This window comes from Streptomyces coffeae (assembly GCF_016741875.1).
In the GTDB taxonomy this organism is placed as follows: domain Bacteria; phylum Actinomycetota; class Actinomycetes; order Streptomycetales; family Streptomycetaceae; genus Streptomyces; species Streptomyces coffeae.
This window is the reverse complement of record NZ_JAERRF010000001.1, coordinates 322972-349951: the sequence shown is the minus strand read 5'-3', so window position 1 is coordinate 349951 and position 26980 is coordinate 322972. Positions and strand designations below refer to the sequence as shown.

Here is a 26980-nt window from a genome sequence, read left to right as displayed (position 1 = left end):
GACCACATCACGAGGAGCCGCCTGATGTCCGATTTCGTACCCGGACTCGAGGGAGTCGTCGCGTTCGAGACGGAGATCGCCGAACCCGACAAGGAGGGCGGCGCGCTCCGTTACCGAGGCGTCGACATCGAGGACCTCGTGGGCCATGTGTCCTTCGGCAACGTCTGGGGTCTGCTGGTCGACGGCGCGTTCAACCCCGGCCTGCCCGCCGCGGAGCCCTTCCCCATCCCCGTGCACTCCGGGGACGTCCGGGTCGACGTGCAGTCCGCGCTGGCCATGCTCGCGCCGGTCTGGGGTCTGAAACCGCTGCTGGACATCGACGAGGAGCAGGCCCGCGAGGACCTCGCGCGCGCCGCCGTGATGGCCCTGTCGTACGTGGCGCAGTCGGCCCGCGGCCAGGGGCGGCCGATGGTGCCGCAGCGCGAGATCGACAAGGCGGAGACCATCGTCGAGCGGTTCATGCGGCGCTGGCGCGGTGAGCCCGACCCCAAGCACGTCGCCGCCGTCGACGCCTACTGGACCTCCGCGGCCGAGCACGGCATGAACGCCTCCACCTTCGCCGCCCGGGTCATCGCCTCCACCGGCGCCGATGTCGCCGCCGCGCTCTCCGGCGCGGTCGGCGCCATGTCCGGCCCGCTGCACGGCGGCGCGCCCTCCCGGGTGCTGGGCATGATCGAGGAGATCGAGCGCACCGGGGACGCCGGGGCGTACGTCCGCCAGGCCCTGGACCGGGGCGAGCGGCTGATGGGCTTCGGCCACCGCGTCTACCGCGCCGAGGACCCGCGGGCGCGGGTGCTGCGGCGCACCGCCAAGGAGCTGGGCGCACCGCGGTTCGAGGTCGCCGAGGCCCTGGAGCGGGCCGCCCTGGACGAGCTGCACAATCGCCGCCCGGACCGGGTGCTCGCCACCAACGTGGAGTTCTGGGCGGCCATCGTGCTGGACTTCGCCGAGGTCCCGGCGCACATGTTCACGTCGATGTTCACCTGCGCCCGCACCGCCGGGTGGAGCGCGCACATCCTGGAGCAGAAGCGGACCGGACGGCTGGTCCGGCCCTCCGCCCGCTACACCGGACCGGGCTCCCGCAGCCCGCACGACATCGAGGGCTACGGGGACATCTCGCGGTAGGGCCCGTCTTCCAAGGGGCCGCTCAGCACCCCGTCCAGGATGTCCGCCCACTGGGCGACGACCCGCTCCCGGCGCGCGCCGTCGTCTCTGAGCAGATTGGCCAGGCCCAGACCGCGGGCCATGTCCAGCAGCCCTTGCACGGTCTCCCGCACCCCTGGCACGGACTCGTCGGCGCCCAGCAACTCCACCGCCATCCGGTGCGTCTCCCGGCCGATCCGCGCCTCCAGCGCGGTCACCCGGGTGCCGAGCTGCTCCTCGTTGGCGGCCGCCACCCACAGCTGGAGGGCGGCCCGGAACAGCGGGCCGGTGTAGAGGCCGACGATCGCCCGCACCACCGCCCGGTTACGGCCCTCCCCCCGCGGAGTGGGGAGGGCCCGCAGCTCGGCCGAGCGCTCCTCGGCGACATGCTCCACGGCGGCCGTGAACAGGTCCTCCCGGGTCGGGAAGTGGTGCTGGGCCGCGCCGCGGGAGACCCCGGCCCGCTCGGCCACCACCGACACCGTGGACCCGGCCCAGCCGTACTCGGCGAGACAGGCCACCGCGGCTTCCAGCAGCCGCTGCCGGGTGGCGCGGCTGCGGTCCTGCTTGGGGTCGCGCAGCACGGTACGGGGGCCGGTAGCCCGCGTCACCGCCCGGCCTCCGCCGCCGCGGCGCCCGCCGCCCCGGCCGCGCCCGCCCCGGCCTCGTCCGCCGTGCCCGGCACCCACGCCGGATCCCGGCGCTCCAGGAACGCCGTCATCCCCTCCCGCGCCTCCGCCGAGCCGAACAGCCGCGCCGACAGCTCCGCCAGCGACTCGGCATCCCGGTCGAACGTCCGCAGCACCTCCGCCGTCACCAGCCGCTTGGACTCCGCGAGCCCCTGCGGGGAGCCCCGGCGCAGGCCCTCCAGCACCGGCGCGAGCAGCGCGTCCGGGTCGCCGGCCGGGTCCGCCAGCGTCACCAGCCCGATCCGGGCCGCCTCGGCCGCGTCGAACTTCTCCCCGGTCAGGTAGTAGCGGGACGCCGCGCGGGCGTCCACCCGGGGCAGCAGCGGCAGCGAGATCACCGCCGGGGCCAGGCCCAGCCGCGCCTCCGTGAAGGCGAAGCTGGACCCCGCGCCCGCCGCCGAGATGTCGCACGCCCCCAGCAGCCCCAGACCCCCGGCCCGCACATGCCCCGCGACCCGGGCCACCACCGGCTTGGGCAGCTCCACGATCGACCGCAGCAGCGCCACCAGGCCGAGCGTGCCGGTGGTGGCCGGCGGCTCCTTCAGATCCGCGCCCGCGCAGAACGTATTGCCAGTGTGGGTGAGCAGCACGGCCCGGGTGTCCCCGTCCCGTCCGGCCGCCGCCAGCGCCTCGTGCAACTCGGCCACCAGCCGGGCCGAGAGCGCGTTGCGGTTGTGCGGGGAGTCGAGGGTCAGCGTGGTGATGCCGCGGGCGTCGGTACGCCGTACCAGCGGCGGAGGCGCGTCGGTCATGTCGCGGTCGAACTCCTTTCCCTGGCGCGCAGCTCGCGCCTGAGGATCTTGCCGGTGGCGGAGCGCGGCACGGTGTCCGTGAACTCCACGCTGCGCACCTTCTTGTACGGGGCCACCTGTTCGGCAACGTAACGGATGAGGTCGTCGCCCGAGACGCGGGCTCCGGGCACCCGCACCACATACGCCTTGGGCAGCTCATTGCCCGCATCGTCGGCCACCCCGATGACGGCCGCGTCGGCGACGTCGTCGTGGGTGAGCAGCACAGCCTCCAGATCGGCGGGCGCGACCTGGTAACCCTTGTACTTGATCAGTTCCTTGACCCGGTCCACCACATACAGCCAGCCGTCGGCATCCACATGTCCGACGTCCCCGGTGCGCAGCCAGCCCTCCGCGTCGATCATCGCGTGGGTCTCCTCGGGCCTGCCCAGATAGCCCTTCATCGCCTGTGGGCCCTGGATGAGGATCTCCCCGTCCACCCCCACCGCCACATCCCGTCCCGACTCCGGGTCCACGATGCGCATCCGGGTGCTCGGCAGCAGCCTGCCCACCGTCCCCGGCGGTACGTTCTCCGCGCCCCGGGGCACCAGATGCGAACCCGGGGACAGCTCCGTCATCCCGAACGCCTGGAGCAGCGGCGGCACCCCCAGCCGCTCGGCGCACGCCTGCGCCAGCCGCGCGTCCAGCGGCGCCGCCGCGCTCAGCACGAACCGCACCGACGACAGATCGTGGCCCTCCACCGCCGGATGCTTCGCCAGCGCCAGCACGATCGGCGGCGCCACGTACACCGCCTGCGCCCGGTGCTTCTCGATCGCCGTGAGGAACTGCTCCAGATCGAACCGCGGCAGCACGATCACCGTGCTGCCGTTGCGCAGCGGCGCGTTCATCAGCGCCGTCAGTCCATAGCTGTGGAAGAACGGCATCACCGCCAGCACCCGTTCGTCCGGCAGCGTCGGCACCATCTTCTCCACCTGCGCCAGATTGGTCGCCACGTTCCGGTGGGTCAGCATCACCCCCTTCGGGGTGCCCGTCGTCCCCGACGAGTACGGCAGCACCGCCACGTCCTCCACCGGGTCGATCTCCACCACCGGCTCCGGCGCGGTGCACGCGAGCATCTCCCGCAGCGAACGGTGCCCGCTCGCCTCGTCGCACACAAAGATCTCGCGCACCCCACCGGCCCGCTCCGCGGCCTGGCGGGCCACTCCGAGCAGCGGCGACACGGTGATGATCCACCGTGCCTCCGCGTCCCTCAGCTGCTTGGCGAAATCCTCCGCCGTCGCCAGCGTATGCACCGTGGTGACGGCCGCGCCGGTGCGCGTCACGCCGTAGAACGCCGCCGGGTACATGATCGAGTTGGGGCTGTGCAACGCCACCATCTCGCCCTTGCCCACTCCGGTCTCGGCCAGCGCGGCGGCGATCCTCCGTGAGGAGTGATCGAGCGCGGCATAGCTCATGCTCGCCCCCGTCACCCCGTCCACCAGCGCGGTCCGCTCACCGAACTCATCCGCCGCACGGGCCAGCACGGCCTCGTGAATGGGCAGATCGACGGGCGGGAGATCGGGATAGTCGCTGTGCAGCACCATGGCGTTCCCCTCGAATCCGATTACCTTCCCGTGGGTCCTGCCCAACTCTCGTCCCTGCTGCGCGTGTTGTACGTCATCAGTACGACTTCGGCAGTCCCAGCGTCTGGTGCGAGACGAAGTTGAGGATCATCTCCCGGCTCACCGGAGCGATCCTCGCCACCCGCGCCGCCGTGATCAGCCGCGCCAGCCCGTACTCCGTGCTCAGCCCGTTGCCGCCCAGCGTGTGCACCGACTGGTCCACCGCCTTCACCGCGGCCTCGGCGGCCGCGTACTTCGCCATGTTCGCCGCCTCCCCCGCGCCCGCGTCGTCACCGCTGTCGTACAGATACGCCGCCTTCGCCGTCATCAGCCGCGCGAGCTCCAGCTCGATATGGGCCTGCGCCAGCGGATGCGCGATGGCCTGATGCGCGCCGATCGGCTCCTTCCACACCTGACGGGTACGGGCGTAGTCCACCGCCTTCGCCAGCGCGAAGCGGCCCATCCCCAGCGCGAACGCCGCCGTCATGATCCGCTCCGGGTTCAGCCCCGCGAACAGCTGGAGCAGCCCCGCGTCCTCGTCCCCCACCAGCGCGTCCGCGGGCAGCCGTACGTCATCCAGCACCAGCTCGAACTGCCGCTCGTCCGCGGCCAGTTCCATCGGGATGTGGTGGTACTCGAAACCGGGGGTCTCACGAGGGACGATGAACAAACACGGCTTGAGCTTGCCGGTCCGCGCGTCCTCGGTCCGGCCCACGATGAGGGTGGCGTCGGCGGTGTCCACTCCCGTGATGAACACCTTGCGGCCGGTGAGCACCCAGTCGTCGCCGTCGCGGCGGGCGGTGGTGGTGATCCGGTGCGAGTTCGACCCCGCGTCGGGCTCGGTGATCCCGAACGCCATCCGTACGCTGCCGTCGGCCAGCCCGGGCAGCCAGCGGCGCTTCTGCTCCTCGGTGCCGAAGCGGGCGATGACCGTGCCGCAGATGGCGGGCGAGACGACGAGCAGGAGCAACGGGCAGCCCGCCGCACCCAACTCCTCGAGCACGATGGACAGTTCGGCTATGCCGCCGCCTCCGCCGCCGTACTCCTCGGGGAGGTTGACCCCGAGATACCCCAGCTTTCCGGCCTCCTTCCACAGCTCGTCGATGTCGCCGCTGTGGCTCTGGCCGAGGGCGGCGACGGCGGCGCGGAGATCGGCGCGTTCGGGGGTGTCGGTGGGGGTGTGGTGGGCCGTGTTGGTGGTCATGTGCGGCTCCTCGTGGTTGCTGCCGTGTGGTTGCGGTGCGTTGTCACGGGGCGGGGCCTTGGGTCTCCGGTGCGGCGCCCTGGACCGGATATTTACGGCGCCGGTGCCCGGAGAAGTCGGGTGGGCCGGAAATTGGCGCCACAAATATCCGAAAGTGTCCAGGACACCACCCCTGCGACCCCGTCCCCTCACGTGCGCTCGTCCTCCGCCACCACCGCGAGCAGGGCGCCGACCTCGACCTGACGGCCGGTGGCCACATGCAGCGCGGTGAGTACTCCGGCGGCGGGTGCGGTGATGCGGTGCTCCATCTTCATGGCCTCCAGCCACAGCAGCGGCTGTCCGGCCTCGACCCGATCACCCACGGCCACCTCGGCGACCCGGACCACCGTGCCCGGCATGGGCGCCAGCAGTGAACCCGGTTCGGTACGGGCAGTGGGGTCGGGGAAGCGGGGCAGGGCGGTGAAGGCGAAAGATCCGAGGGGCGAGTCGACATGGACGCGGTCGCCGTAGACCGCAACGTCGAACGTCCGCCGGATGCCGTCGACTTCGAGGACCACCCGGTGCGGATCGGCCCGTACGATCCGGAGGTCCGGGAAGTGGTCGGCCACAAGACCGTCACGGGTGAGCCGGTAGCGGACCTCGTGCTCGGTGCCGTCCGGCTCGCCGCGGTAGGTCTTGATCTGCGGCTGGGAGGGGACGTTGCGCCATCCGCCCAGTCGCCCGGCGATGGATGCGGGCCGGTCGGCCGCATCGGCTACTGCCGCCACCAAGGCAGCGAGCGGGGCCGCCGCGTCATCCGCTTCGGTGAGCTCGTCGAGATGGCGCTCCAGGAAACCGGTATCCATCCGCTCCGCGATGAACTCCGGGTGGCGTAGCGCCCGTACGAGCATCTCGCGGTTGGTCACCGGACCATGGATGCAGGCACGCTCGAGCTCGTGCGCCAAGCGCCGCAGCGCCTCCGCACGGGTGGGCGCCCAGGCGATGACCTTGGCCAGCATCGGGTCGTAGTGGACGCCGATCTCGTCGCCGTCCACGATCCCGGAGTCGATACGCAGTCCCGGCGGAGAGCCGCCGTCGAGACGGGAGGGGCCGGGGTCGCAGGGGTGGTGTCCTGGACGCTGTCGTGTATTTGTGGCGCCTATCTGGGGTTCACCAGACTTCTCGGAGGGCCGGCGCCAAAAATATACGGTCCAGGGCGCCGCCCCGGAGGCCCCGGAACCGGACCCGCCCCCGAACCCCGGCGCACCCCCCACCAAGCCGAACCGATGCATCGCACCCGTCTGCGGCTGCCACCCCCGCCCCGGGTCCTCCGCGTACAGCCGGGCCTCCACCGCGTGCCCCCGCGCCTCCGGCGGCGCCTCGCCCAGCCGTTCGCCCTCCGCGACGCGCAGTTGCAGCGCCACCAGGTCCAGGCCGTACACCTCCTCCGTCACCGGGTGCTCCACCTGGAGCCGGGTGTTCATCTCCAGGAAGTACGCGCGCTCCCCCGAGACCAGGAACTCCACCGTGCCCGCGCCCTCGTACCCGATGCTGCGCGCCGCGTTCGCCGCCGACTCGTGCAATACGGTGCGCAGCGCGTCGCTCAGGCCCGGCGCCGGGGCCTCCTCGATGACCTTCTGGTGGCGGCGCTGGAGGGAGCAGTCGCGGGTGCCGAGGGTCCACACCGTGCCGTGGGTGTCGGCGAGGATCTGAACCTCGACATGGCGGGCGCCTTCCATATAGGGCTCGAGGAAGACCTCGCCGTCCCCGAAGGCAGAAGCCGCCTCCGCCCGCGCGGAGTCGAGTTCGGCGGCGAGCGCGTCGAGGTCGCGCACCACCCGCATACCGCGTCCGCCGCCGCCCGCCGCCGCCTTGACCAGCAGGGGGAGGTCCGCGGCGGTGACCCGGTCGGGGTCGGCGGGGGCGAGGAGGGGGACGCCGGCCTCGTGCATCAGCTGTTTGGCGCGGGTCTTGGAGGCCATGGCCTCCATCGCGGCGGGCGGTGGCCCGACCCAGACCAGTCCGGCGTCCGCCACCGCGCGGGCGAAGTCGGCGCGTTCGGAGAGGAAGCCGTAACCGGGGTGGACGGCGTCGGCACCGGCGGCGAGGGCGGCTTTGACGATGAGGTCGCCGCGCAGATACGTGTCGGCGGGGGCGTCGCCCGGCAGCCGTACGGCGGCGTCGGCCTCGTGGACATGGGGGGCGGTGGCGTCGGCGTCGGAGTGCACGGCGACGGTGGCGATGCCGAGTTCTCGGCAGGTGCGGAAGATACGGCGGGCGATTTCGCCGCGGTTGGCGACCAGGAGAGAGCGGATCATTTTCCTCACATCCGGAAGACGCCGAAGCCGCGTGCGCCTTCGACCGGTGCGGTGTGGATGGCGGACAGACAGAGGCCGAGCACGGTGCGGGTGTCACGGGGGTCGATGACGCCGTCGTCGTAGAGCCGCCCGGAGAGGAACATGGGCAGGGACTCGGACTCGATCTGCTGCTCGACCATGGCGCGCAGCCCGGCGTCGGCCTCTTCGTCGTAGGGCTGGCCCTTGGCGGCGGCGGACTGGCGGGCGACGATGGACAGGACGCCCGCGAGCTGCTGCGGCCCCATGACGGCGGATTTGGCGCTGGGCCAGGCGAAGAGGAAGCGGGGGTCGTAGGCGCGGCCGCACATGCCGTAGTGGCCGGCGCCGTAGGAGGCGCCGATGAGGACGGACAGGTGGGGGACGCGGGAGTTGGAGACCGCGTTGATCATCATGGCGCCGTGTTTGATGATCCCGCCCTGCTCGTATTCGCGGCCGACCATGTAGCCGGTGGTGTTGTGCAGAAAGAGCAGGGGGATGTCGCGCTGGTTGGCGAGCTGGATGAACTGGGCGGCCTTCTGCGACTCCTCGCTGAACAGCACACCCTGGGCGTTGGCGAGGATGCCGAGGGGATAGCCGTGGAGGGTGGCCCAGCCGGTGGCGAGGCTGGTGCCGTAGCGGGGCTTGAACTCGTCGAAGTCGGAGCCGTCGACGATGCGGGCGATGACCTCGCGGGGATCGAAGGGGATCTTGAGGTCGCCGGGGACGATGCCGAGGAGTTCCTCGGGGTCGTACCTGGGCGGTTCGGCGGGGCCCGGGTCGGGGTGGGCCTTGCGCCAGTTGAGGCGGGCGACGACGCGGCGGGCCTGGCGCAGCGCGTCGGGCTCGTCGATGGCGAAGTAGTCGGCCAGTCCTGAGGTGCGGGCGTGCATCTCGGCGCCGCCGAGGGACTCGTCGTCGCTCTCCTCGCCGGTGGCCATCTTGACCAGGGGCGGACCGCCGAGGAACACCTTGGAGCGCTCCTTGACCATGATGACGTGGTCGGACATGCCGGGGATGTACGCCCCTCCGGCGGTGGAGTTGCCGAAGACCACGGAGACGGTGGGGATTCCGGCGGCGGAGAGCCGGGTGAGGTCCCGGAAGAGGGCACCGCCGGGGATGAAGATCTCCTTCTGGCTGGGGAGATCGGCGCCGCCGGACTCGACGAGGCTGACGACGGGCAGCCGGTTGATGTGGGCGATCTCGTGGGCGCGCAGGGACTTCTTGAGGGTCCAGGGGTTGCTGGCGCCGCCGCGCACGGTGGGGTCGTTGGCGCTGATCACGCACTCCACACCGGAGATCACGCCGATGCCGGTCACGAGGGAGGCGCCGACGGGGTAGTCGCTGCCCCAGGCGGCGAGCGGGGAGAGTTCGAGGAAGGGGGTGTCGGGGTCGAGGAGCATTTCGATGCGCTCGCGGGCGAGGAGTTTGCCGCGCTTGCGGTGGCGGGCGAGGTATTTCTCGCCGCCTCCGGCGAGCGCCTTGGCGTGCTCGACGTCGAGTTCACCGAGTTTGGCGAGCATCGCCTCGCGGTGGGCCGTGTAGTCGGCGCCGCCGGGGTCGAGCGCGGACGCGAGCACGGTCACAGAAGTACCTCCGGTATGTCCAGGTGGCGTGAGCGCAGCCATTCGCCGACGGCTTTGGCCTGCGGGTCGAAACGGGCCTGGGCGGCGACGCCTTCGCCGAGCAGACCGTCCACGGTGAAGTTCAGGGCGTGGAGGTGGGGCAGGGCGTGGCGGGTGACGGGCAACTCGGCCGTCTCCGGGAGCAGGGTGCGCAGCCGGTCGGCGGTGAGGGTGTGGGCCAGCCAGGGCCAGGCGTCCTCGGTGCGGGCCCAGACGCCGATATTGGCGCTGCCGCCCTTGTCGCCGCTGCGGGCCCCGGCGACGAGGCCGAGAGGGGCGCGCCGGGTGGGGCCCGGCGGGAGCGGGGGCGGCAGGGGTGGTTCGTCGACGGGTGCGAGGAGTTGGCTGCCGGGGGCCGGGGGGATGGTGGTGCGGGTGCCGTCGGGGAGGACGGCGGTGTGGGTCACGGCGTCGGCGGGGATCGCGGCCGCCTCGAACACGCCGTAGGGGGAGGCTTTCCCGGGCGGTGCGGTGACATGGAAGCCCGGGTAACTGGCGAGGGCCAGTTCGACGGCGGCCGAGCTGACCGCGCGGCCGACGGTGTCGGGGTCCTGGTCGCGGACGACGAGCCGCAGCAGGGCGCCGGCCTCTTCCTGTACGGCGGCGTCCGGGTGGTCGGTACGGGCCAGGGTCCAGCGCACTTCGGCGGGGCGGCGGCGGGCGAGGGCGGCTTCCATCTGGCTCTGTACAAGCGCGGCCTTGGCCTCGATGTCGAGGCCGGTGAGGACGAACACCATCTCGTTGCGGTGACCGCCGAGCCGGGTCAGCCCGGCCTTGAGGGTCGGGGGCGGCGCCTCGCCGCGTACACCGTGGACCCGCACCCGGTCGGGGCCGTCCGGGCTGAGCCGGACGGAGTCGAGGCGGGCGGTGACATCGGGGCCGGGGTAGCGGGCGCCCGCGGTCTCGTAGAGGAGCTGAGCGGTGACGGTGCCGGTGGTGACGGCGCCACCGGTGCCGGGGTGTTTGGTGATCACGCAGGAGCCGTCGGCGGCGATCTCGGCGAGCGGGAAGCCGGGGCGGCGGATGTCGTGGTCGGTGAAGAAGGCGTAGTTGCCGCCGGTCGCCTGGGTGCCGCACTCCAGGATGTGCCCGGCGACCACGGCTCCGGCCAGCGCGTCCCAGTCGTCGGCGGCCCAGCCGAAGTGGGCGGCGGCGGGCCCGGTGACGAGGGCGGCGTCGGTGACGCGTCCGGTGACCACCACCTCCGCGCCGCCCTGGAGGCAGGCGGCGATCCCGGCGCCGCCGAGATAGGCGTTGGCGGTGAGCACGCCGGGGCCCCACTCGCGGGTGGTGAGCAGATCGTCGCCCTCGACATGGCCGACGCGGACGGCGATGCCCAGCTTGTCGGCGAGGGCGCGGATGTCGTCGGCGAGTCCGGCCGGATTGAGTCCGCCCGCGTTGGTGACCAGCCGTACGCCGCGCTGGACGGCGAGGCCGAGGGTGTTCTCCAACTGCCGCAGGAAGGTGGTGGCATAGCCGCGGCCGGGGTCCTTCATCCGGTCGCGGCCGAGGATGAGCATGGTCAGCTCGGCGAGGTAGTCGCCGGTGAGGACGTCCAGCGGGCCGCCGGTGAGCATCTCGTGGACGGCGTCGAAGCGGTCGCCGTAGAAGCCGGAGGCGTTGCCGATGCGGAGCGGGGCGGGTGCGGCGGTCATGCGGCATCCCCGCCCGGGAGGCGGCCCTTTCCGGGCGGGCCGGCGAACGCCTGGGCGATGTCCAGCCAGCGGTCGGCGTCCGGGCCGTGCGCGGTGACGGCCACATCGGCGCGGTGGGCGCGCTGGGTGACCAGCAGACAGAAGCCGAGGGCGTCCCCGGTCACCCGCTGGGCCGCGTCCTCGGGACCGAAGGTCCACACCTCGCCGTCGGGGGCGGTGAGTTCGACCCGGAACTCCTCGGCGGGCGGCTCCATACCGCGCGCCGCGTACGCGTAGCCGCGCGCCCGCACCCCGATCCGGGCCACATGCCGCAGCCGGGCGGTGGGGACGCGCGTCATGCCGAGGGCGTCGGCGATGTCCTGCCCGTGGGCCCAGGTCTCCATCAGCCGTCCGGTGGCCATCGACTTCACGCTCATCGGCGGCCCGTACCAGGGCAGCCGGGCGCCCGGCGGTGCCTCGGCGAGCGTCCGGCACAGCCACTCGCGCCCTTCCCGCCAGCGCCGCAGCAGTTCCGCGGGCGGCAGCGCGGCCCCCTGCTCGGCGCCCTCGTCCACGAACCCGTCCGGTGCCGCCCGTGCCTTGCGCACCTCCGCAGCGAAGCCCTCCGGGTCGAGCGCGGCCTGTGCGGCACGTTCGTCGGTCCAGGCGAGATGGGCGATCTGGTGGGCAACAGTCCAGCCGGGCGCGGGGGTCGGGGTCCGCCAGCCCGGATCGTCGAGCCCGGCCACCAGGCCGTCCACCTCGTCCCCCTCGGCGCGCAGTTCGCCGAGCAGGGCTTCCGTATCGGACACGCGTGGCTCCCGTCGTCGGGGGGTGTCATGCGGGCGTTGTGGGTGAGCGTGGCAGCACCCCGAGAAACAATCAAGCATGCTTGCATGATTTTCGGCCGGATGACGACGGGGCGGGCGCGGTCGGTCATGACGCGCGCGTCAGCGGAGCGGCAGCACCATCGCGATGAGTTCTGGGAGTTGATCACGAGTCTCATCCAGGATGCGCATGCCACACCAACGAGCCCCAGAACGGGAAGCAACACCTTAATTCTGTGCAAGCCCCTTAGACTGAGCCACCTCGCAGGTACCCCGAGAATGGATTAACCGGATGGCTCAGATCGCCCGGCAGGGCGCGAGGAACGCGCGAGTCAAGAACCCCACGGCACCCAAGTTGTCGGCAAATCCGCGATTGGCAGAGATGCCCCGCGACAACTTCGAACACGATGCAGTCATCAGGGGGGTGCGGTACGACGGGACCAGCTTCGTCGGCCTCTCGGTCGAAGCCCTCGAAGCCGAGGGATGCAGCTTCCAGAGCGTGCGCTTCACCGGCACTGACCTGCGGCAAACACAGTTCAGCGACTCGCGGTTCGAGACCTGCGACTTCGCCCAACTGGTCACGCAGGACGTCTCGCTCATCCGCTGTCACGTCACTGGCAGCCGCATCACCGGGGCCTCATGGACGTCCGGAACATTCCGCGACGTGCGCATCGAAGGGAGCCAAAGCAGCCCGGCAATGTACCGGCACATGAAGCTCTACAGCGTCGTATTCAGCGATTGCAAATTGATCGGAGCCGATTTTCAGGCAGCCGAATTGCACAACGTGCGATTCGAAAACTGCGACCTCAGTGGAGCGCAGTTCGCAAACGCCAAAATGGGCGTCGTCCGCTTCGAGAATTGCACCCTCATCGACGTAGGCGGCGGTGCCAGCCTCAAAGGGGCGACGGTGCAAGGCCCAGGGTCGGTGGAGCTGGCCCTGAGCCTTGCCCGCGAAGCGGGAATCCTGTTCGAGCCGTAGACCGTCAGGCAGCGACCGGCAGGTAGCCCGCATACTCCGGACTGGAGGTCGCGCGGGCTACCGCCTCGAAGTCGATGCTCTCGTCGAATGTGCACGGCTGGTCGAGCAACGGGTACTGCCGGGGCGGGAAGCGTGCCCCCTCAGCCGTCGGCCTTCGCGGTGACTGCGGACGGACCGGGGAACTCGTCAGGCAGTGCGTCCATCAGAAGCTCGTCGACCGGGCGCCCCAGCCAGTAACCGGACTGGCGCAGCCGCCCGGACTTCCGGAATCCGGCCTTCTCGTAGGCGGCGATGCCAGCTTGGTTGGGCTCCAGTACCTTCAGCCACACCATGCGCAGGGCGCCCAGGTGGAACGCCCAGTCGAGGGTGAGGCGCGTGGCTTCGGCCGCGTATCCCTTCCCTCGCGCGTCCGGGGCGAGGACGATGACGAACTCGGCGGTGCGTACGAAGGTGTTGATCTGCAAGACGGTCATGCCCACGGCAGTCATGTCGTCCAGCCGCACCACTTCGAACTGTTGGTAGCGGTCGTTTCCGCGCTGCCGCTCCCATCCGGCGGCACGGACCTCCCACGCCTGGGCCCACTGGTTGCCGTACCCCAGGATCGTGCGGGCGTCATTCTCCCATTTGTGATACTCGGGCAGCATGTCGTGACGGGGCATGCCGAGGCCGAGCTTTTCGCCGGTCAAGAGGATGTGCGGGTCACTCACGGGACTTCTCCGTTCCGGCCCTCGATGGCGGGGCCGGGTCCGTCTGGCGTGTAGGTGGGGTTGTAGAGCGCTGTGTCCGCGGGTTCTTCGACTGGTACCCCTCTCGGGTCAGCTATCCATGCGTGCAGCCGTACGGGGTCCGTGGCAACGCCATGCCGCCACTCGGCGCGCCGTCCGACAGCGGCGAGGAGCACGGCGGCGGCGGTCGACTGTTCCAGACACGCCCAACGCCCCGGGATCACTCGCGAGGCCCAGCGCACGGCACGCACAGCGTATCGAGCCTGACGGCGCGTAGCGGGCGGAAGTGACCGGCCACAGCAGGCGAGCCGCACCAGGCGGGAAAACCGCCTCCCACGGTGGCCGAACACCTTTGCGGCTGAGGTGAGAAGCACGGCGGGGACCGCGCCCATGCGCCACCACAGAGGTACGGGCGTCCGTCCGGGGAGGACGGCGGGCACTTCGATGGTTCCCCATGACGGGGCTGCGTCATCGAGCCGTACGACGGCGGCGCCCATGGCCGCAGCCTCCGCAGAAGCAGGGTGTAGCTCGGTTCGTCCGGTGTCGTAGTCGATGAGTACGCAGGCGTGAGCAGTGAGCGCCGCCACCGTGCGCGCACCGCTCACCGTGCACCCGCCTGAGCCTGTGTGGTCCATTCGATGACGGGTGCGTTCTCGACGGCCTCTAGCCACGCTTCGGCTCCGAGCGTGGGCAGCAGGGATGCCCATATGGTCTCGGCCCCGAGCGCGGCGGCGTGGACCGTCGCGCGCAGAGGTGCCGGGTCGATGAGTCCCAGAGCGGCGAGCCGCCCGCCGGCGAGGTCGAGCACGCGCCGCAGGTTGATCCGTAGACCGCGGTGGAAGTCGCCGGCGAACACGCCTTTTGTGGCGCGGCGGCGGTGCTCCTCGGGAAGTAGGTCACCGCAAGCGTCGACGAGCAGCGGCTTGTACCGGCGAGCCGAGAACCGTTCCCAGGCGGGAGCGGACACCACCGCGTCGAGGACAGCGCCGTCAAAATACGGGTTGTGCAGCTCGATGCCGAGAGAGTCGGCGAGTTGGACATCCGCATACGCTGCTCGCGTCACGTTCCGGATGGCGGCGGTAAGCACCGCGTTGGCACCTCCATCAGCCCTGAACGGGGCGGGCACGGGCGCAACAAGCCACGCGGGCCGGACAAGCCACGGACGGGCGATGCGATGCGTGTCACCGCGCAGCGCCGCCCAGACCAGCGGGCCAGCGCTGAGTCTGCGCAGACGCGCCCAGTCCTGCGCGTCCCGGATCACCCGCAGCAGCCGCCCCCGGCGGGCGAGGTCAACCAGGTGCGTCGGCGAGGGCAAGAACAGGTTGTCGCCGCCGTCGCCGGTCAGATGGCCTACCGCGCCTTCAGCGGCCACCGCGCGAAGTTGTGCTGAGAACATCGCCCAGACAGCGGCCGACGGCGCGGGCTGGTCGGTGGCGGGCAACGGCTCGTCGACGGGCGTGAACGGAAGGTGGCGCGCTTCGAGCGGGAACAGAGTCTTGGTCACGCCCGGAATCGTGAGGGCCCGCGCATAGTGCAGGTCTCCGCCCTCGCCGACGCCCGACGGGTAGGCCGTCATGCCGATAATCGGCCCGTACCGCGCGGCGAGCACGGTGAGCGTGGTCGAGTCCATCCCCGCCAGGTCCGTTGACGACGGCACCCCGGCGACGCGCACCCGGACGCCCTCGTCCAGCGCTCGGCGAACAGTCTGCCGCGCCTCGTCGAGCCGACGCTTGCCCGGTGACCACCACGGCGACAGCGAAACCGTCCCGCTGGCGCTCAGGGCCAACCGGTGCCCAGCCGGAACAGGGGTGACTCCGGCCCATGCGCTCCGGTCGGGCGCCGGTGCCTGCTTGTCCAGCAGATACGAGGCGAGCCAATCGGTATCCACGCTCCGCCCTGTCAGGCTGGATAAGGCAAGCGAGCTCGACCCCCACATCACGCCACCGGGGGCGTTCACCGTGTAGACGGGACACGCGCCAGCCGCATCGGTGACCACCTCAACGGCTCCCCGTTCGTCCGTGCGCACCACGGTGTACGAGCCGGCCCACGCACCCGCCACCGTCGCCAGGTCGGAAACAGCGAGCGCGCGGGCAAGCTCCGTCTCATCAGCGGAGCACGGGCCCAACACGGCAAGCCGCTTGTTGCCGTCGTCTGCTGTGCGTACATGACGCGATGACCAGTTGCCCACCGCCCATAACGCGGGCTTGCTCCAGATCACGCGGGCGCCCACCGGCACAACCGGCAAGCCGCCCGGCGCGCCCCCTCCAAACCACCGCATCGGAACCCCTTCACCTCCTCACTTTGCGGGGAAACTTGAGCGGCGGCCCCCGCTCGGAGGCCGCCGCCCGTTCGTCAGTCGTACGGGTCTTGCTTCGACTCGACGCTTGAGTTGTCGCTGCCACGCGTCAGGGTGGCCGCGTCGCCGAGGACGATCACCGCAGGCTGTTCGCTGTCTTCCGTGCGCACCGCCGGGGCTATTTCGCCGACATCACGTGTCATGTGCGTATCCCTCCTCTCTATCGCATCGATGGAGCGGAACAACCGCCTTTGCACGGTCGGGTATCGACCTCCCGCGCGCAAGGTGGCAGACGCGCCCCGTCCGTTCGCGCCAGAGCGCGTTGAGCGCGCACAGACGGGACGGGGTGTCCCTCACCGCAGTGCGGCACCCTCGTGAGCCCGCCGCCCAGGAATCGGCGCGCCGCCGGGCGGGCGGGGCGGGAGCTTGAGCGCGTCCGCGCTTCTCGCGTGCCCCCGCCGGGAGACTCACCCGACACTCCGCCATGAGCAGACGGAGATGCCGGGATCTTGAGCCCACCTCGGCCGCTCGACCTGTCCAGGGTTGGGGGGACCGAGGCGAGGGTTCCAGCGGCTATGCGCTGAGGCGCTCGCCCCGTACGAGCAATGCCAGTTCGTTCCAGCGCCTGATTGCCCCCGGTACTTCGCGGATGCGACGCATCGGCTAAGGCCGCCGTGTAGTCATCCCGCTTGCCGTGCATGACCCACTTGCACGCTTCCAACTCCTGCGTGGCGATTTCCTCGCCCTCGTGGAGGCCGCCGCCGTCGTCGGGTCGGCTACGCCGCTGGCGCGGGCCGGGGTCAATGAAAGTGATCAGGTCGCGCACTGCTTTCGCGAGCCGCACGAAGTCTGGGTCCGCGATCCGGAGCGAGAGCTCGACATGCTTGAGCGCGAGGATCACGTCCTCCTGAGTATCGGCCGCCAGCCGGGCGCGTACCCGCGGAACTAGGACGGCAGCGTGCAGACGGAGCCGCGTGGCGGTCTTTGAGTCGTCCATTCCGGAGTCCAGCACATCCACAACGGTCTGGCGGGGCCTACTCCAGTCGGTCTCCAGCCAGCTCACGGCGCCTTCCTCTCGTCGCATCGACAAGCCGCCTGCGGGGCACTGCGGGCCACTGCTGCGGTCTCAAGGCCGCTGTCCGGCATGCTGACCGGACTGGCCGGGGCAGGCGCACCACGATCCGTCCAAGAACCGCCGACGATCGCGGCCGGGGCAGCGAGAGCAACCACCGCTAAGCCAGCGAACGACCGCCACATCCGGTCCGGCTTCACGTGCTTGCTACTCATCGGCACTTGGTCTCGACCGCGGCCTTCCTCGCGGCGATGGCCCTCTCAAGCTGGAGCGCGTACAGCTCGACCTGCCCGGGGTCCACGGTGAGGAGGCTGGGCTCGGTGGTGCCGTCACGATGGTGCACGGTAACGGCGAACGCCGCGTGGCCGACGCGGTGGTCGTACGACACGTCTTTTTGGTCCAACGTGACGTGGCTGATCATGACTGTCTCCATCCTGTCGTCAATCGGAGTGCGGGCTCGTCCTCCCGTGGATCAGGCACAGGACGGGCCCGCTAGCCGCCACAGCCATCCAGCAGGGAGGTTGCGGATCGCGAGCCGGAAGGGTTGCGGCGACTGACAGTCACAGAATGCTCACCGAAGAAAGAGGAAGTACCCCAGACTGGGGTACTTCCTGACTGTTGCTCAGCTTGACTGGCGCTTGCCGCCCCGTCAGGCCACGGCTTGGCCCATCCAAGCGGCGAGCGTTCGTACGTCTTCGCCAACACGGCGGTATTGCTGGGCGAGGACCCGTACCGCTTCGCGGGCCATGGGGTGATAGCGGGTCTGTTGAGGCGCCACCTGGCGGGCATCCTGCAATGCTGTGAGGGCTTTGTCCCGGGCGCCGACGGCAAGGAACGCGCGGGCGGCGTCGATATGGTGATGTCCCCGCCGGGTGCGTGGTAGCGATGGGGGCAGACGCAAAGCGCTTGCTCTCTTCGCTGCCTCTTCGGGGTTCTTGAGTTCGACTTGCGCGGCGATGTCGTGTACGGCGACGTTCGCCGGGCCGAACGTGAGGTGGTAGTGCACCCGGTCCGTCTTGTCGGGAATCCGCTTGGCGAGCTGGGCAGCCTCGACGAGGTGGTGTTCGGTCGCCTGCTCATCTCGGCCGCGGGACGCGAGCGTCGCCTCACGGAGGCGCAAGCTACCCAGCAGCGTCACCGCCGCCGGTGAGGATGTCCCGACCCCTTCGGTCAGTTGGTCGCGAGCGTGGGCCAGGAGTCGCAGCCCGGCCCCGTACTCACGGGCGGCTTGGAAGCCGCCGGCACGTGACCATTGGGCAAGCGCAAGCGTCAGCGGGTCGCCGGAAAATTCTGCTGCCCAGCGCTGCCGGTCATCAAGCTGGCCGGCGAGGTCTGCATAGCCGAGGCGGTAGGCGAGGCAGTGGGCCATGTAGTAGGAGGAGGCCAACATCTTCGCGGCCTGCCGTTTTCTATCGCCTTCCAGCAGATGCACCGCGGCCGTCAGCTCCTCCAACAGCTCTGGCAGGACTAGGCCGAGACGGGTGTAACGGGCTGCGGCACGGTGCCGGGTTGCCTCCTCGAGGTTGCCGGCAATCTCTCTCAGAGGGCGCGGCGTGGTCCGCCATTCCGGAGGTAGATCGAATGCACGTACCACGGTCCGGATGGCGGCGATGGGGGCGTGTGCCTTCTCGTCGGATCGTTGCTGTCCTCGGTAGGGCTGGCCGGTCAGCTCTTCCACGCTCACCGCCAGTGTTCGCGCCGCGGTGGCCAGAAAGCCGTGTGTGGGCAGGCGCTCGCCTCGCTCGACTTTGCGGATGTTCCCTAGGGAGAGGTGGGAGTGCTCGGCGAACTCACGCTGGGTGTAGCCCGCGAGGTTTCGGTAAGAGGCGATCCTCGCCCCAATGCTCTCTTCAGCATGATTGGGCATACTGGACTCCGTTTCGACTTCACCACTCGAAACGGTACTCCGCAGGCTTGGGCCTGGGGTACGCGTCGGCCCCACCGGGAGCTCCCCAGGTGGGGCCGTCTACCTCGTCCACGTCGCACAGCCCACCATGGCCGCCATGCGGAGAACAGCGAAAGCGCCCCGCCCACGGTAGTGGTGGCGGGGCGGGGCCGTCGTGACGGGCTCGGGCGTCAGGGCAGGTGCTCGGCGAGCACCTCGGCGAGGTGGCGGGCCGGGCGGCCGGCCAGTTGGTCGAGCTGGGTGCGGCAGGAGTAGCCGTCCGCCAGGACCTCGGCGGTGTCCCCGGCGGCCCGCACCGACGGCAGCAGCTGCTCCTCGGCACAGGTCACCGAGATGTCGTAATGCCCCGCCTCGAAGCCGAAGTTGCCCGCCAGACCGCAGCAGCCGCCGCTCAACTCACCGGTCAGCCCGGCGCGTTCGCGCAGTCTCCGCTCGGCGGCGTCGCCGAGGACGGCGTGCTGGTGGCAGTGGGTCTGGCCGACGACCGGACGGTCGACCACAGGGGGACGCCAGTCGGGGGCGTGGTCCTCCAGGGCCTGGGCGAAGGTGGTGACGGAGTCGGCGAGCCGGGCGGCGCGCGGATCGGAGCCGAGGAGTTCGGGCAGATCGGTGCGGAGCGCGGCGGTGCAGCTCGGTTCCAGGCCGACCACCGGGAGCCCGGCGTCCAGGGCGGGAGCCATGACGTCCAGGGTGCGGCGCATCACCGCGCGGGCGCGGTCGAGCTGACCGGTGGAGACCCAGGTCAGCCCGCAGCACACCGGTTTGGGCGGCACCACCACCCGCAGCCCGGCCGCCTCCAGTACGGCGACCGAGGCCCGGCCGACCGACGGGGAGAGATGGTTGGTGAAGGTGTCCGGCCACAGCACCACGGTGCGGCCGGTGTCCGGGCGGCGGCCCGCCGCCGCCCGCACGCGATCGCGCCACCAGCGGGTGAAGGGCTCGCGTGCCAGCTCGGGGATGTCGCGCTCCGGTGCGATGCCGCCCGCACGCTTGGCCAGGGCGGCCAGGGGGCCCACGCCCGCCAGGGCGTTGAGCACCGGTGCCGCCCGCAGGACGGCACCGGCCCGCAGCCACACCGGCAGCCAGCCCATCGAGTAGTGCGCGGCGGGCCGCACCCGCCCCTCGTAGTGGTGGTGCAGGAACTCCGCCTTGTAGGTGGCCATGTCGACCCCGACCGGGCAGTCACTGCGGCAGCCCTTGCAGGACAGACACAGGTCGAGCGCGTCGTGCACCTCCTGGGAGCGCCAGCCGTCGCGCACCACCTCGCCCGCGAGCATCTCGTGCAGCAGCCGGGCACGGCCCCGGGTGGAGTGCTGCTCCTCCCCCGTCGCCCGGTACGAGGGGCACATCACGCCCGCGCCGGACACCGACTCGTTGCGGCATTTGGCGACGCCGACGCAGCGCCGCACCGCGGCCGAGAAGTCGCCGCCGTCGTGCGGATAGCCGAACGCGACGTCGACCGGGCGGCGCGGCAGGGAGTCGAAGCGCAGATCCTCGTCGAGGCGCTGGGGGCGGGCGAGGACGCCGGGGTTGAGCCCGCCCTCCGGGTCCCACAGGTCCTTGAAGCGGGAGAAGAGGCCGACCATCTCCTCGCCGTACATCCGCGGCAGCAGCTCGGCCCGCGCCAGCCCGTCGCCGTGCTCGCCGGAGAGCGAACCGCCGTGGGTGACGACGAGGTCGGCGAGGTCGGTGGAGAAGTCGCGGAAGACCCGCACCCCGGCCTCGCTCATCAGGTCGAAGTCGATCCGGACGTGGATACAGCCGTCGCCGAAGTGCCCGTACGGGGTGCCGCGCAGCCCGTACTGCCCGAGCAGCGCCCGGAAGTCGCGCAGATACGCGCCCAGCCGGGCGGGCGGCACCGCACAGTCCTCCCAGCCCGGCCATGCCTCGCTGCCGTCGGGCATCCGGGTGGCGGTCCCGGAGGCGTCCTCGCGCACCCGCCACAGCGCGCGCTGCCCGGCCGGGTCGGCCACGACGGTGTGGTCGGTGGTGGCGGTCCCTGCGGCGCGGGCGATCTCCTCGGCGCGGGCGTACGCCTCCTCCCGCGTTCCGCCGCCGACCTCCACGAACAGCCAGGCGCCGCCCTTGGGCAGCCCGGACGCCCCGGCCACCAGGTCGGCGGCCATGCCCTCGACGGTCAGCGGCCCGTACGGCAGCAGGGTGTGCGCGGCCTCGGCGGCGGCGCTCTCGTCGGGGTAGCCGAGCACGGCCAGCGCGCGGGCGCCGGGCGCCTCGACCAGCCGGACGGTGGCCTCGGTCAGTACCCCGAGGGTGCCCTCGCTGCCGGTGAGGGCACGGGCCACATCGGCGTGCTTCTCGGGCAGCAGCTCATCGAGGGCGTAGCCGGAGATCCGGCGGGGCAGCTCGGGGAAACCGGTGCGCAACAGCGCCAGGTTCTCTCCGGCCAGCGACCGCATCCCGTCGCGCAGCCGGGCGGGCAGTCCGTCCAGGCCCTGGGCGGCGCGCAGCCGCTCGCCGCCGTAGGTCAGCACGTCCAGGGCGTGGACGTTGTCGGCGGTGGTGCCCCAGGCCACCGAGTGGGAGCCGCAGGAGTTGTTGCCGATCATGCCGCCGAGGGTGCAGCGGCTGTGGGTGGAGGGGTCGGGGCCGAAGGTCAGTCCGTGGGCGGAGGCGGCTCCGCGCAGATCGTCGAGGATCACCCCGGGCTGGACGACGGCGGTCCGCGCCTCCGGATCCAGCGCGAGAATGCCCCGCATATGGCGGGTGAAGTCCAGGACGATGCCGAGCCCGGTCGCCTGTCCGGCGATCGAGGTGCCGGCGCCGCGGGCGACCACCGGCACTCCGCGCTCCCGGCAGGCGGCCAGCACCGCCGCCACATCGTCCGCGTCCCGGGGCGCGACCACACCGGCGGGCACCCGCCGGTAGTTCGACGCGTCCATGGTCATCAGTGCCCGGCTCGCCGTGTCGAAGGAGACATCCCCGTTGACGGCTCGCCGCAAAGCACGCTCCAGTTCGCCTGCCTCGTGATCAGCCATGCCCCCATGGTCCATGCCGAGGGCCCCGAAGAGAATGTCCAATTCCGATCGGATGCGGGTTCGTTCGGGGAGCGCTGCCACGGCCCGGTTGCCTCGGCGTCAACGGAATGCGGACGGGTGCGTCAACAGGGTGCACACAGCGACGTCAACAAGGCGTGGACAGATCGTCTCATTCACCGGACGGCGGGCGGGAGCGCGGGGGCCGACGGACTAGGCTGCGGTCGTGGCTGAGATCCGGATTCCCGCTGACATCAAGCCCGCCGACGGTCGCTTCGGCTCGGGCCCCTCCAAGGTACGCACCGAGGCGCTCAGTGCCCTGGCCGCCACCGGCACCTCCCTGCTGGGCACCTCCCACCGCCAGCCCCCGGTCAAGAACCTGGTCGGCAAGGTGCGCGACGGGGTGCGCGAGCTGTTCCGGATCCCCGAGGGGTACGAGGTCATCCTCGGCAACGGCGGCTCCACCGCGTTCTGGGACATCGCGACGCACGGTCTGATCGACTCCCGCTCCCAGCACCTGTCCTTCGGCGAGTTCTCCTCGAAGTTCGCCAAGGCCGCGAAGCTGGCGCCGTGGCTGGACGAGCCCACCGTGATCTCCTCCGACCCCGGCACCCACCCGGAGGCCGAGGCCGAGGCCGGGGTGGATGTCTACGCCTTCACCCACAACGAGACCTCGACCGGTGTCGCCATGCCGATCCGGCGGGTGGCCGGTGCCGACGAGGGATCGCTGGTGCTGGTCGACGCGACCTCGGGGGCGGGCGGTCTGCCGGTGGACATCGCCGAGACCGACGTCTACTACTTCGCCCCGCAGAAGTCCTTCGCCGCCGACGGCGGGCTGTGGATCGGGATCTTCTCGCCCGCCGCGCTGGAGCGCGCCGCCCGGATCCACGGGTCGGGCCGCCATGTGCCGGAGTTCTTCTCGCTGCCGACCGCGATCGACAACTCGCTGAAGAACCAGACGTACAACACCCCGGCGCTGGCCACGCTCTTCCTGCTCAACGACCAGCTGGAGTGGATGAACGGCCAGGGCGGTCTGGACTGGGCGGTGCGGCGCACCGCGACCTCCTCGCGGACGCTGTACGGCTGGGCCGAGGGATCCAAGTTCGCCACCCCGTTCGTGACCGACCCGGCCAAGCGCTCGCAGGTCGTCGGCACGATCGACTTCAACGACGACATCGACGCCGCCGCGGTCGCCAAGGCGCTGCGGGCCAACGGCATCGTGGACACCGAGCCGTACCGCAAGCTGGGCCGCAACCAGCTGCGGGTGGCGATGTTCCCGGCGGTGGACCCGGCCGATGTCGAAGCGCTGACCGCCTGCGTGGACTACGTCATCGAGCAGCTCTGACGCGTAGGCCCCCGGTTCGCCGCGGGGAGGGGTCCGTGGCCGCTGCGGCGGCCCCGGACCCCTTTTCACGTCACGCCCCTCAGCGGCGGCGGAACAGCCTGCGCACCCCGAGGAACAGCACCATCGCCCCGCCGAAGGTGAGCACGGCCTTCGTCAGCGTGCCGTTCTTGTCGTCCTCGCCGCGCCCGGCATGGGAGCCGCCCTTGCCGCCGTTCTTCTTCTGCTCCTTGGCGGTCGCGTCGGGCAGCAGCTCCCCGTCGAGCGGCTCGGCGCTCACCCGGGAGTACTGACCCTCGGTGCCGTACATCAGGGTGCCGCCGTCCGTGCTGAAGGTGACGGACTCGCCCTGCCGCTGGAGCGGCAGCCCCGGCTCCTCCTTCAGCTCCTTGGGCTTTCCGTTCCGCCAGCGGTATTCGGCGGCCGTGAAGTAGCCGCGGAGCACCAGCCTGCTGCCGTCGGGGGCGAAGGCCCCGTCGGTGACCTCCATGTCGACGGGTGCGATCCGGCGGAAGACGTTCGTGCCCGAGGGCGTGAGGGTGTCCGGCCCCTCGTACAGCCCGCCGTCCTCCTCACTCTTGCTGGCGATGTAGACCTTGCCGGTCTTCGGATGGACCATCATCGCCTCGGCGTTCCGCGGCCCGCCCTGGTACTCGACGGTGAACTGGGTGGCCTTCACGGTCATATCGCGCAGCTTCTTCGGCTCGGGGAAGCGGTAGATCCACACATGGGACCACTGGCCGCCGAGGTTGTCGCCGATGTCGCCGACGTAGACATTGCCGTCCGGCCCGACCGAAACGGCCTCGACGTCCCGCGGTTTGCCCACTCCGCGCATCGCGATCCGCGCGACCGTCTTCCCCGTCCTGCTGTCCACGGCGTAGACGTACGGGCCGTCCGAGCTGTCGTTGTGCGTCCAGTAGACGCCGGGGTGGGCACGGCTCGCGGCGAGGCCGCTGGACTCGGCGATCCGGGGGTCCTTGATCTGGAAGGACGACGGTGACGAGTCGTCGGCCGCGGCAGGAGGGGCGGCGGACAGGGCCAGCAGCACGGCGGCACCGAGGAGAGACGGAAGCGGACGCATGGGCTCAAGCCTGCCATCCCGCCGGGGCACGCCGGTCGGGAACCGGTCCGGCAGCCGCCGGAGGCACCCGCCGCCCCGGTCCGCCAGAAGGAACCGGACGCATAACGCCACCCGTTACGGGAAGACAACGACCGGAATTCATCTGGGAAACTCAAAGGAATTCCTGAACCGCAGATAATTTGATCTGATCCCGGGATCATTTCAGCGGAAAATTTATCGGTCATTGACGGCATAGCGGGCGGGCCCATTGCATTCAAGAATGGGCCCGCTCTACGGTCTCTGGCCATGAGCAATTACAGCCAGTCCCCCTATGGGCAAACCGCGCCCGCATATCCGGGTGCTCCGCAGAACGACGGTGCGGCCCCGGCGGCACCGTCCAAGAAGTTCGCGATCCTCGGGGCCGTCGGATCCGCCGTCGCGCTGGTCGGGTCCATGGTGAACTGGATCGTCTCCGGCGAGTCCGGCACGGACGGCGGCGTCAAGGGGATGGACGGCGATGGTGTCATCACGCTGATCATCGCCCTGGTCGCGGCGGTGCTCTTCCTCGTCACCCTGGCCCGCGCCAAGGCACCGGTCTACCTCGGCGGCGGACTTCTGGGCGTGGCCGCGGCGATCGTCGCCGCCATCAACATGGCCGACCCGGCCCGTCTGCTCGCCCAGAAGCTGGAGGACAAGGGCATGCCCGCCGAGGCCGCCGAGAAGGCCGCCGAACAGGGTGTGGATCAGCTCGACATCAGCGCCGGCCCCGGAATCTACATGGTTCTGATCGGCGGTCTGCTGGCCCTCGCCATGGGCATCGTCGGATTCATGAAGGCCCGCAAGAGCAGCTGATTCACATTTCTTTCACGCTTCCGCCGCACCAGCTCGATCCGGCGGAATCCGCAGACCCGCATTTTGACCGCACGGGGGGTCAAAACGCGGGTCCTCGGGTTTTCCGGGACGAAAATTCCGGCGGCGTGCTTTCCGACGTGTGCCCGGGGACGTCCCCTCGCCCCCGCAGCTGCCCCCTTGATTGGAGCGCACTCCAAGGGCTTGGCTGACTCCATGAAGTACACGCAGCTCGGACGCACAGGTCTCAAGGTCAGCCGACTGGTCCTCGGCACCATGAACTTCGGCCCGCAGACCGACGAGGCGCACAGCCACGCGATCATGGATGCCGCGCACGAGGCGGGGATCAACTTCTTCGACACCGCCAATGTCTACGGCTGGGGCGAGAACAAGGGCCGCACCGAGGAGATCATCGGCAACTGGTTCGCCCAGGGCGGCGGGCGGCGCGAGAAGACCGTCCTCGCCACCAAGGTGTACGCGAACATGGGCACCGGAGACGAGGTCTGGCCCAACGACGACAAGCTCTCGGCCCTCAACATCCGCCGGGCCGTGGACGCCAGCCTCAAGCGGCTGCGCACCGACCACATCGACCTGTACCAGTTCCACCACGTGGACCGCTCCACGCCCTGGGACGAGATCTGGCAGGCGATCGACGTCCTGGTCCAGCAGGGCAAGATCCTCTACGTGGGCTCCTCCAACCACGCGGGCTGGCATCTCGCCAAGGCCAACGAGACGGCGCGGCGGCGTGGTTCCTACGGGCTGGTCAGTGAGCAGTGCCTGTACAACCTCGCCGAGCGGCGCGCCGAGATGGAGGTCATCCCGGCCGCACGGGACTACGGCCTCGGGGTGATCCCCTGGTCGCCGCTGCACGGCGGGCTGCTCGGCGGCGCGATCCGCAAGGAGCGGGAGGGCGGCGGCGGGCGTACCGCGTCAGGGCGCAGCGCCGACGCGTTGAGCAACACCTCGGTGCGCGAGCAGGTGCAGGCGTACGAGGATCTGCTCGACAAGCACGGTCTGGAGCCCGGTGAGACGGCGCTTGCGTGGCTGCTCACCCGGCCCGGGGTGACCGGCCCGATCGTCGGCCCGCGCACCACCGAGCAGTTGGCGTCGGCGGTCCGGGCGTCCGAGCTGACGCTCGGCGAGGAGCTGCTGCGTTCGCTGGACGAGATCTTCCCGGGTCCCGGCCCGTCGCCGGAGGCGTTCGCCTGGTAGCGGCCCGGTGAACGCAGCGGCCCGGTGACCGGAGCGCGGCCGCGCGACGCGACGGGGTCAGCCCCCGAGCGCGGCCGCGACGGCGACGACGAGGAGCATCAGCACCAGCGCGCCGCTCATGATCATGTTTCTGGTCTTCGGGTCCACACCCCGAGATTAGCCGGGCCGCTCAGCGGCCGAGCGGCCAGGCCGCCACCACCTCGTAACGGGGCTGGCGCCCGGCGACTCCGGGGGTCGGCGGATGGCTGCGGACCAGGCTCAGTTCACGCACCGGCCACACCCGGCCCGCGAAGCCGGCCAGCTCGGCGACGTAGGGCGCGAGGCTGGTGGTGCCGCGGTTGCGGGCGATCGTCAGATGCGGGTGGTACGGCCGGTGCCGGTCCATCGGCACCCCGGCCCGGCGGGCCCCTGCCGCGGCGGAGTCGGCGAGCCCCTTCAGGGCCGCGCTGTCACCGTCCACCCCGACCCACACCACCCGGTCCGAGAACCGGCCGCCCCCCGCGAGCCGCAGCTCATGGGGCTCATGGCGGTGGGCGGCGCGGGCCAGCCGGGTGTGCAGCTCGGGCAGCAGCCCCTCGTCCACCTCGCCGAAGAAGGCGAGGGTGAAGTGCCAGCCCGCCCGCTCGGTCCAGCGCAGCGCGTCGGCGCCCGGCAGTGCGCGCAACGCGTCCACCCGGGCGGCCAGCTCGGCGAGGGCCTCCTCGGGCGGCAGCACGGCGGCGAAGAGTCTCATCCGCCCAGTCTCGCGCAGTCGGCGCCGGG

The 26980-nt window shown here is 71.0% G+C and carries 23 protein-coding genes; 6 read left to right on the top strand and 17 right to left on the bottom strand.

What is annotated here, in order from left to right; genetic code table 11:
- Positions 1-24 precede the first annotated feature (24 nt).
- Complete coding sequence (locus tag JK363_RS01595) at positions 25-1125, top strand: citrate synthase 2 (protein ID WP_201870664.1); 1101 nt, start codon at positions 25-27, stop codon at positions 1123-1125.
- Here the strand turns inward: JK363_RS01595 and JK363_RS01590 are convergent.
- The 8 genes from JK363_RS01590 to JK363_RS01555 form a co-directional block, all read right to left on the bottom strand.
- Positions 1104-1754, bottom strand: coding sequence for a TetR/AcrR family transcriptional regulator (locus JK363_RS01590; protein ID WP_307821535.1), 651 nt, complete (start codon positions 1752-1754; stop codon positions 1104-1106). The genes JK363_RS01595 and JK363_RS01590 overlap by 22 nt on opposite strands.
- The gene (locus tag JK363_RS01585) at positions 1751-2584 is read right to left on the bottom strand and encodes an enoyl-CoA hydratase family protein (RefSeq protein ID WP_201870662.1); all 834 of its coding nucleotides are present in this window, start codon (positions 2582-2584) and stop codon (positions 1751-1753) included. Before JK363_RS01585 ends, JK363_RS01590 begins: the two co-directional genes overlap by 4 nt.
- Positions 2581-4164: an AMP-binding protein gene (locus JK363_RS01580; RefSeq protein WP_201870661.1), complete on the bottom strand. Its 1584-nt coding sequence runs from the start codon at positions 4162-4164 to the stop codon at positions 2581-2583. The genes JK363_RS01585 and JK363_RS01580 overlap by 4 nt, the downstream gene beginning before the upstream one ends.
- 76 nt (positions 4165-4240) lie before the next feature.
- Positions 4241-5386: an acyl-CoA dehydrogenase family protein gene (locus JK363_RS01575; RefSeq protein WP_201870660.1), complete on the bottom strand. Its 1146-nt coding sequence runs from the start codon at positions 5384-5386 to the stop codon at positions 4241-4243.
- A gap of 188 nt (positions 5387-5574) precedes the next feature.
- Positions 5575-7683 (bottom strand): acetyl/propionyl/methylcrotonyl-CoA carboxylase subunit alpha, encoded by a 2109-nt coding sequence (locus tag JK363_RS01570; RefSeq protein ID WP_201870659.1) that lies wholly within the window; start codon positions 7681-7683, stop codon positions 5575-5577.
- Positions 7684-7688: 5 nt separating this feature from the next.
- A complete protein-coding gene (locus JK363_RS01565; RefSeq protein ID WP_201870658.1) occupies positions 7689-9284 on the bottom strand; it encodes an acyl-CoA carboxylase subunit beta in 1596 nt (531 codons plus the stop codon).
- Positions 9281-10978, bottom strand: a complete 1698-nt coding sequence (locus JK363_RS01560) for an acyclic terpene utilization AtuA family protein (RefSeq protein WP_201870657.1) — start codon at positions 10976-10978, stop codon at positions 9281-9283. The genes JK363_RS01565 and JK363_RS01560 overlap by 4 nt, the downstream gene beginning before the upstream one ends.
- A complete protein-coding gene (locus tag JK363_RS01555) occupies positions 10975-11769 on the bottom strand; it encodes a TIGR03084 family metal-binding protein (protein WP_201870656.1) in 795 nt (264 codons plus the stop codon). The genes JK363_RS01560 and JK363_RS01555 overlap by 4 nt, the downstream gene beginning before the upstream one ends.
- 307 nt (positions 11770-12076) lie before the next feature.
- Here JK363_RS01555 and JK363_RS01550 point away from each other — a divergent pair, with 307 nt between their 5' ends.
- The gene (locus tag JK363_RS01550; RefSeq protein ID WP_201870655.1) at positions 12077-12763 is read left to right on the top strand and encodes a pentapeptide repeat-containing protein; all 687 of its coding nucleotides are present in this window, start codon (positions 12077-12079) and stop codon (positions 12761-12763) included.
- A 140-nt stretch (positions 12764-12903) separates the two neighbouring features.
- Here the strand turns inward: JK363_RS01550 and JK363_RS01545 are convergent, their stop codons facing one another.
- The 4 genes from JK363_RS01545 to JK363_RS01530 all read right to left on the bottom strand — a co-directional run bounded on the left by JK363_RS01545 (position 12904) and on the right by JK363_RS01530 (position 15987).
- Positions 12904-13470 carry a GNAT family N-acetyltransferase gene (locus JK363_RS01545; protein ID WP_201870654.1) on the bottom strand — a complete coding sequence of 189 codons (567 nt, stop codon included), beginning with the start codon at positions 13468-13470 and terminating at the stop codon, positions 12904-12906.
- On the bottom strand, positions 13467-13880 hold the full coding sequence (locus JK363_RS42060) for a lasso peptide biosynthesis B2 protein (RefSeq protein ID WP_236075505.1): 414 nt from the start codon (positions 13878-13880) through the stop codon (positions 13467-13469). The genes JK363_RS01545 and JK363_RS42060 overlap by 4 nt, the downstream gene beginning before the upstream one ends.
- A gap of 209 nt (positions 13881-14089) precedes the next feature.
- Positions 14090-15766: an albusnodin/ikarugamycin family macrolactam cyclase gene (locus JK363_RS01535; RefSeq protein WP_201870652.1), complete on the bottom strand. Its 1677-nt coding sequence runs from the start codon at positions 15764-15766 to the stop codon at positions 14090-14092.
- A gap of 74 nt (positions 15767-15840) precedes the next feature.
- Positions 15841-15987 carry an albusnodin family lasso peptide gene (locus JK363_RS01530; RefSeq protein ID WP_201870651.1) on the bottom strand — a complete coding sequence of 49 codons (147 nt, stop codon included), beginning with the start codon at positions 15985-15987 and terminating at the stop codon, positions 15841-15843.
- Between the two features lie 491 nt (positions 15988-16478).
- On the opposite strand from JK363_RS01530, the gene JK363_RS01525 reads away from it, so the two are divergent.
- Positions 16479-16733: a hypothetical protein gene (locus tag JK363_RS01525; protein WP_201870650.1), complete on the top strand. Its 255-nt coding sequence runs from the start codon at positions 16479-16481 to the stop codon at positions 16731-16733.
- A 334-nt stretch (positions 16734-17067) separates the two neighbouring features.
- On the opposite strand, the gene JK363_RS01520 is transcribed toward JK363_RS01525, so the two are convergent.
- The 3 genes from JK363_RS01520 to JK363_RS01510 all read right to left on the bottom strand — a co-directional run bounded on the left by JK363_RS01520 (position 17068) and on the right by JK363_RS01510 (position 21758).
- Entirely contained in the window at positions 17068-17277 is a 210-nt protein-coding gene (locus JK363_RS01520) for a hypothetical protein (protein WP_201870649.1), read from the bottom strand.
- Between the two features lie 228 nt (positions 17278-17505).
- On the bottom strand, positions 17506-18723 hold the full coding sequence (locus tag JK363_RS01515; protein WP_201870648.1) for a helix-turn-helix domain-containing protein: 1218 nt from the start codon (positions 18721-18723) through the stop codon (positions 17506-17508).
- 209 nt (positions 18724-18932) lie between these two features.
- Positions 18933-21758: an FAD-binding and (Fe-S)-binding domain-containing protein gene (locus tag JK363_RS01510; RefSeq protein ID WP_201870647.1), complete on the bottom strand. Its 2826-nt coding sequence runs from the start codon at positions 21756-21758 to the stop codon at positions 18933-18935.
- A gap of 223 nt (positions 21759-21981) precedes the next feature.
- On the opposite strand from JK363_RS01510, the gene serC reads away from it, so the two are divergent.
- On the top strand, positions 21982-23100 hold the full coding sequence (gene serC, locus JK363_RS01505) for a phosphoserine transaminase (RefSeq protein WP_201870646.1): 1119 nt from the start codon (positions 21982-21984) through the stop codon (positions 23098-23100).
- A gap of 79 nt (positions 23101-23179) precedes the next feature.
- Here serC and JK363_RS01500 read toward each other — a convergent pair whose 3' ends face one another.
- The gene (locus tag JK363_RS01500; RefSeq protein WP_201870645.1) at positions 23180-24178 is read right to left on the bottom strand and encodes an SdiA-regulated/phytase-like domain-containing protein; all 999 of its coding nucleotides are present in this window, start codon (positions 24176-24178) and stop codon (positions 23180-23182) included.
- Between the two features lie 285 nt (positions 24179-24463).
- Between JK363_RS01500 and JK363_RS01495 the strand changes: the two genes are divergently transcribed.
- A complete protein-coding gene (locus JK363_RS01495; RefSeq protein ID WP_201870644.1) occupies positions 24464-25009 on the top strand; it encodes a hypothetical protein in 546 nt (181 codons plus the stop codon).
- 213 nt (positions 25010-25222) lie between these two features.
- On the top strand, positions 25223-26218 hold the full coding sequence (locus JK363_RS01490) for an aldo/keto reductase (protein WP_201870643.1): 996 nt from the start codon (positions 25223-25225) through the stop codon (positions 26216-26218).
- A gap of 169 nt (positions 26219-26387) precedes the next feature.
- Here JK363_RS01490 and thpR read toward each other — a convergent pair whose 3' ends face one another.
- The gene (thpR, locus tag JK363_RS01485) at positions 26388-26951 is read right to left on the bottom strand and encodes an RNA 2',3'-cyclic phosphodiesterase (protein WP_201870642.1); all 564 of its coding nucleotides are present in this window, start codon (positions 26949-26951) and stop codon (positions 26388-26390) included.
- Positions 26952-26980 lie beyond the last annotated feature (29 nt).

Bases quoted from the DNA above. Each gene is read 5' to 3' on its own strand.
- JK363_RS01595 (WP_201870664.1), top strand. From the start codon at position 25: ATGTCCGATTTCGTACCCGGACTCGAGGGAGTCGTCGCGTTCGAGACG.
- JK363_RS01585 (WP_201870662.1), bottom strand. From the start codon at position 2,584: ATGACCGACGCGCCTCCGCCGCTGGTACGGCGTACCGACGCCCGCGGC.
- JK363_RS01580 (WP_201870661.1), bottom strand. From the start codon at position 4,164: ATGGTGCTGCACAGCGACTATCCCGATCTCCCGCCCGTCGATCTGCCC.
- JK363_RS01575 (WP_201870660.1), bottom strand. From the start codon at position 5,386: ATGACCACCAACACGGCCCACCACACCCCCACCGACACCCCCGAACGC.
- JK363_RS01570 (WP_201870659.1), bottom strand. From the start codon at position 7,683: ATGATCCGCTCTCTCCTGGTCGCCAACCGCGGCGAAATCGCCCGCCGT.
- JK363_RS01560 (WP_201870657.1), bottom strand. From the start codon at position 10,978: ATGACCGCCGCACCCGCCCCGCTCCGCATCGGCAACGCCTCCGGCTTC.
- JK363_RS01550 (WP_201870655.1), top strand. From the start codon at position 12,077: ATGGCTCAGATCGCCCGGCAGGGCGCGAGGAACGCGCGAGTCAAGAAC.
- JK363_RS42060 (WP_236075505.1), bottom strand. From the start codon at position 13,880: ATGGGCGCGGTCCCCGCCGTGCTTCTCACCTCAGCCGCAAAGGTGTTC.
- JK363_RS01535 (WP_201870652.1), bottom strand. From the start codon at position 15,766: ATGCGGTGGTTTGGAGGGGGCGCGCCGGGCGGCTTGCCGGTTGTGCCG.
- JK363_RS01530 (WP_201870651.1), bottom strand. From the start codon at position 15,987: ATGACACGTGATGTCGGCGAAATAGCCCCGGCGGTGCGCACGGAAGAC.
- JK363_RS01520 (WP_201870649.1), bottom strand. From the start codon at position 17,277: ATGATCAGCCACGTCACGTTGGACCAAAAAGACGTGTCGTACGACCAC.
- JK363_RS01515 (WP_201870648.1), bottom strand. From the start codon at position 18,723: ATGCCCAATCATGCTGAAGAGAGCATTGGGGCGAGGATCGCCTCTTAC.
- JK363_RS01510 (WP_201870647.1), bottom strand. From the start codon at position 21,758: ATGGCTGATCACGAGGCAGGCGAACTGGAGCGTGCTTTGCGGCGAGCC.
- JK363_RS01500 (WP_201870645.1), bottom strand. From the start codon at position 24,178: ATGCGTCCGCTTCCGTCTCTCCTCGGTGCCGCCGTGCTGCTGGCCCTG.
- JK363_RS01495 (WP_201870644.1), top strand. From the start codon at position 24,464: ATGAGCAATTACAGCCAGTCCCCCTATGGGCAAACCGCGCCCGCATAT.
- JK363_RS01490 (WP_201870643.1), top strand. From the start codon at position 25,223: ATGAAGTACACGCAGCTCGGACGCACAGGTCTCAAGGTCAGCCGACTG.
- thpR (WP_201870642.1), bottom strand. From the start codon at position 26,951: ATGAGACTCTTCGCCGCCGTGCTGCCGCCCGAGGAGGCCCTCGCCGAG.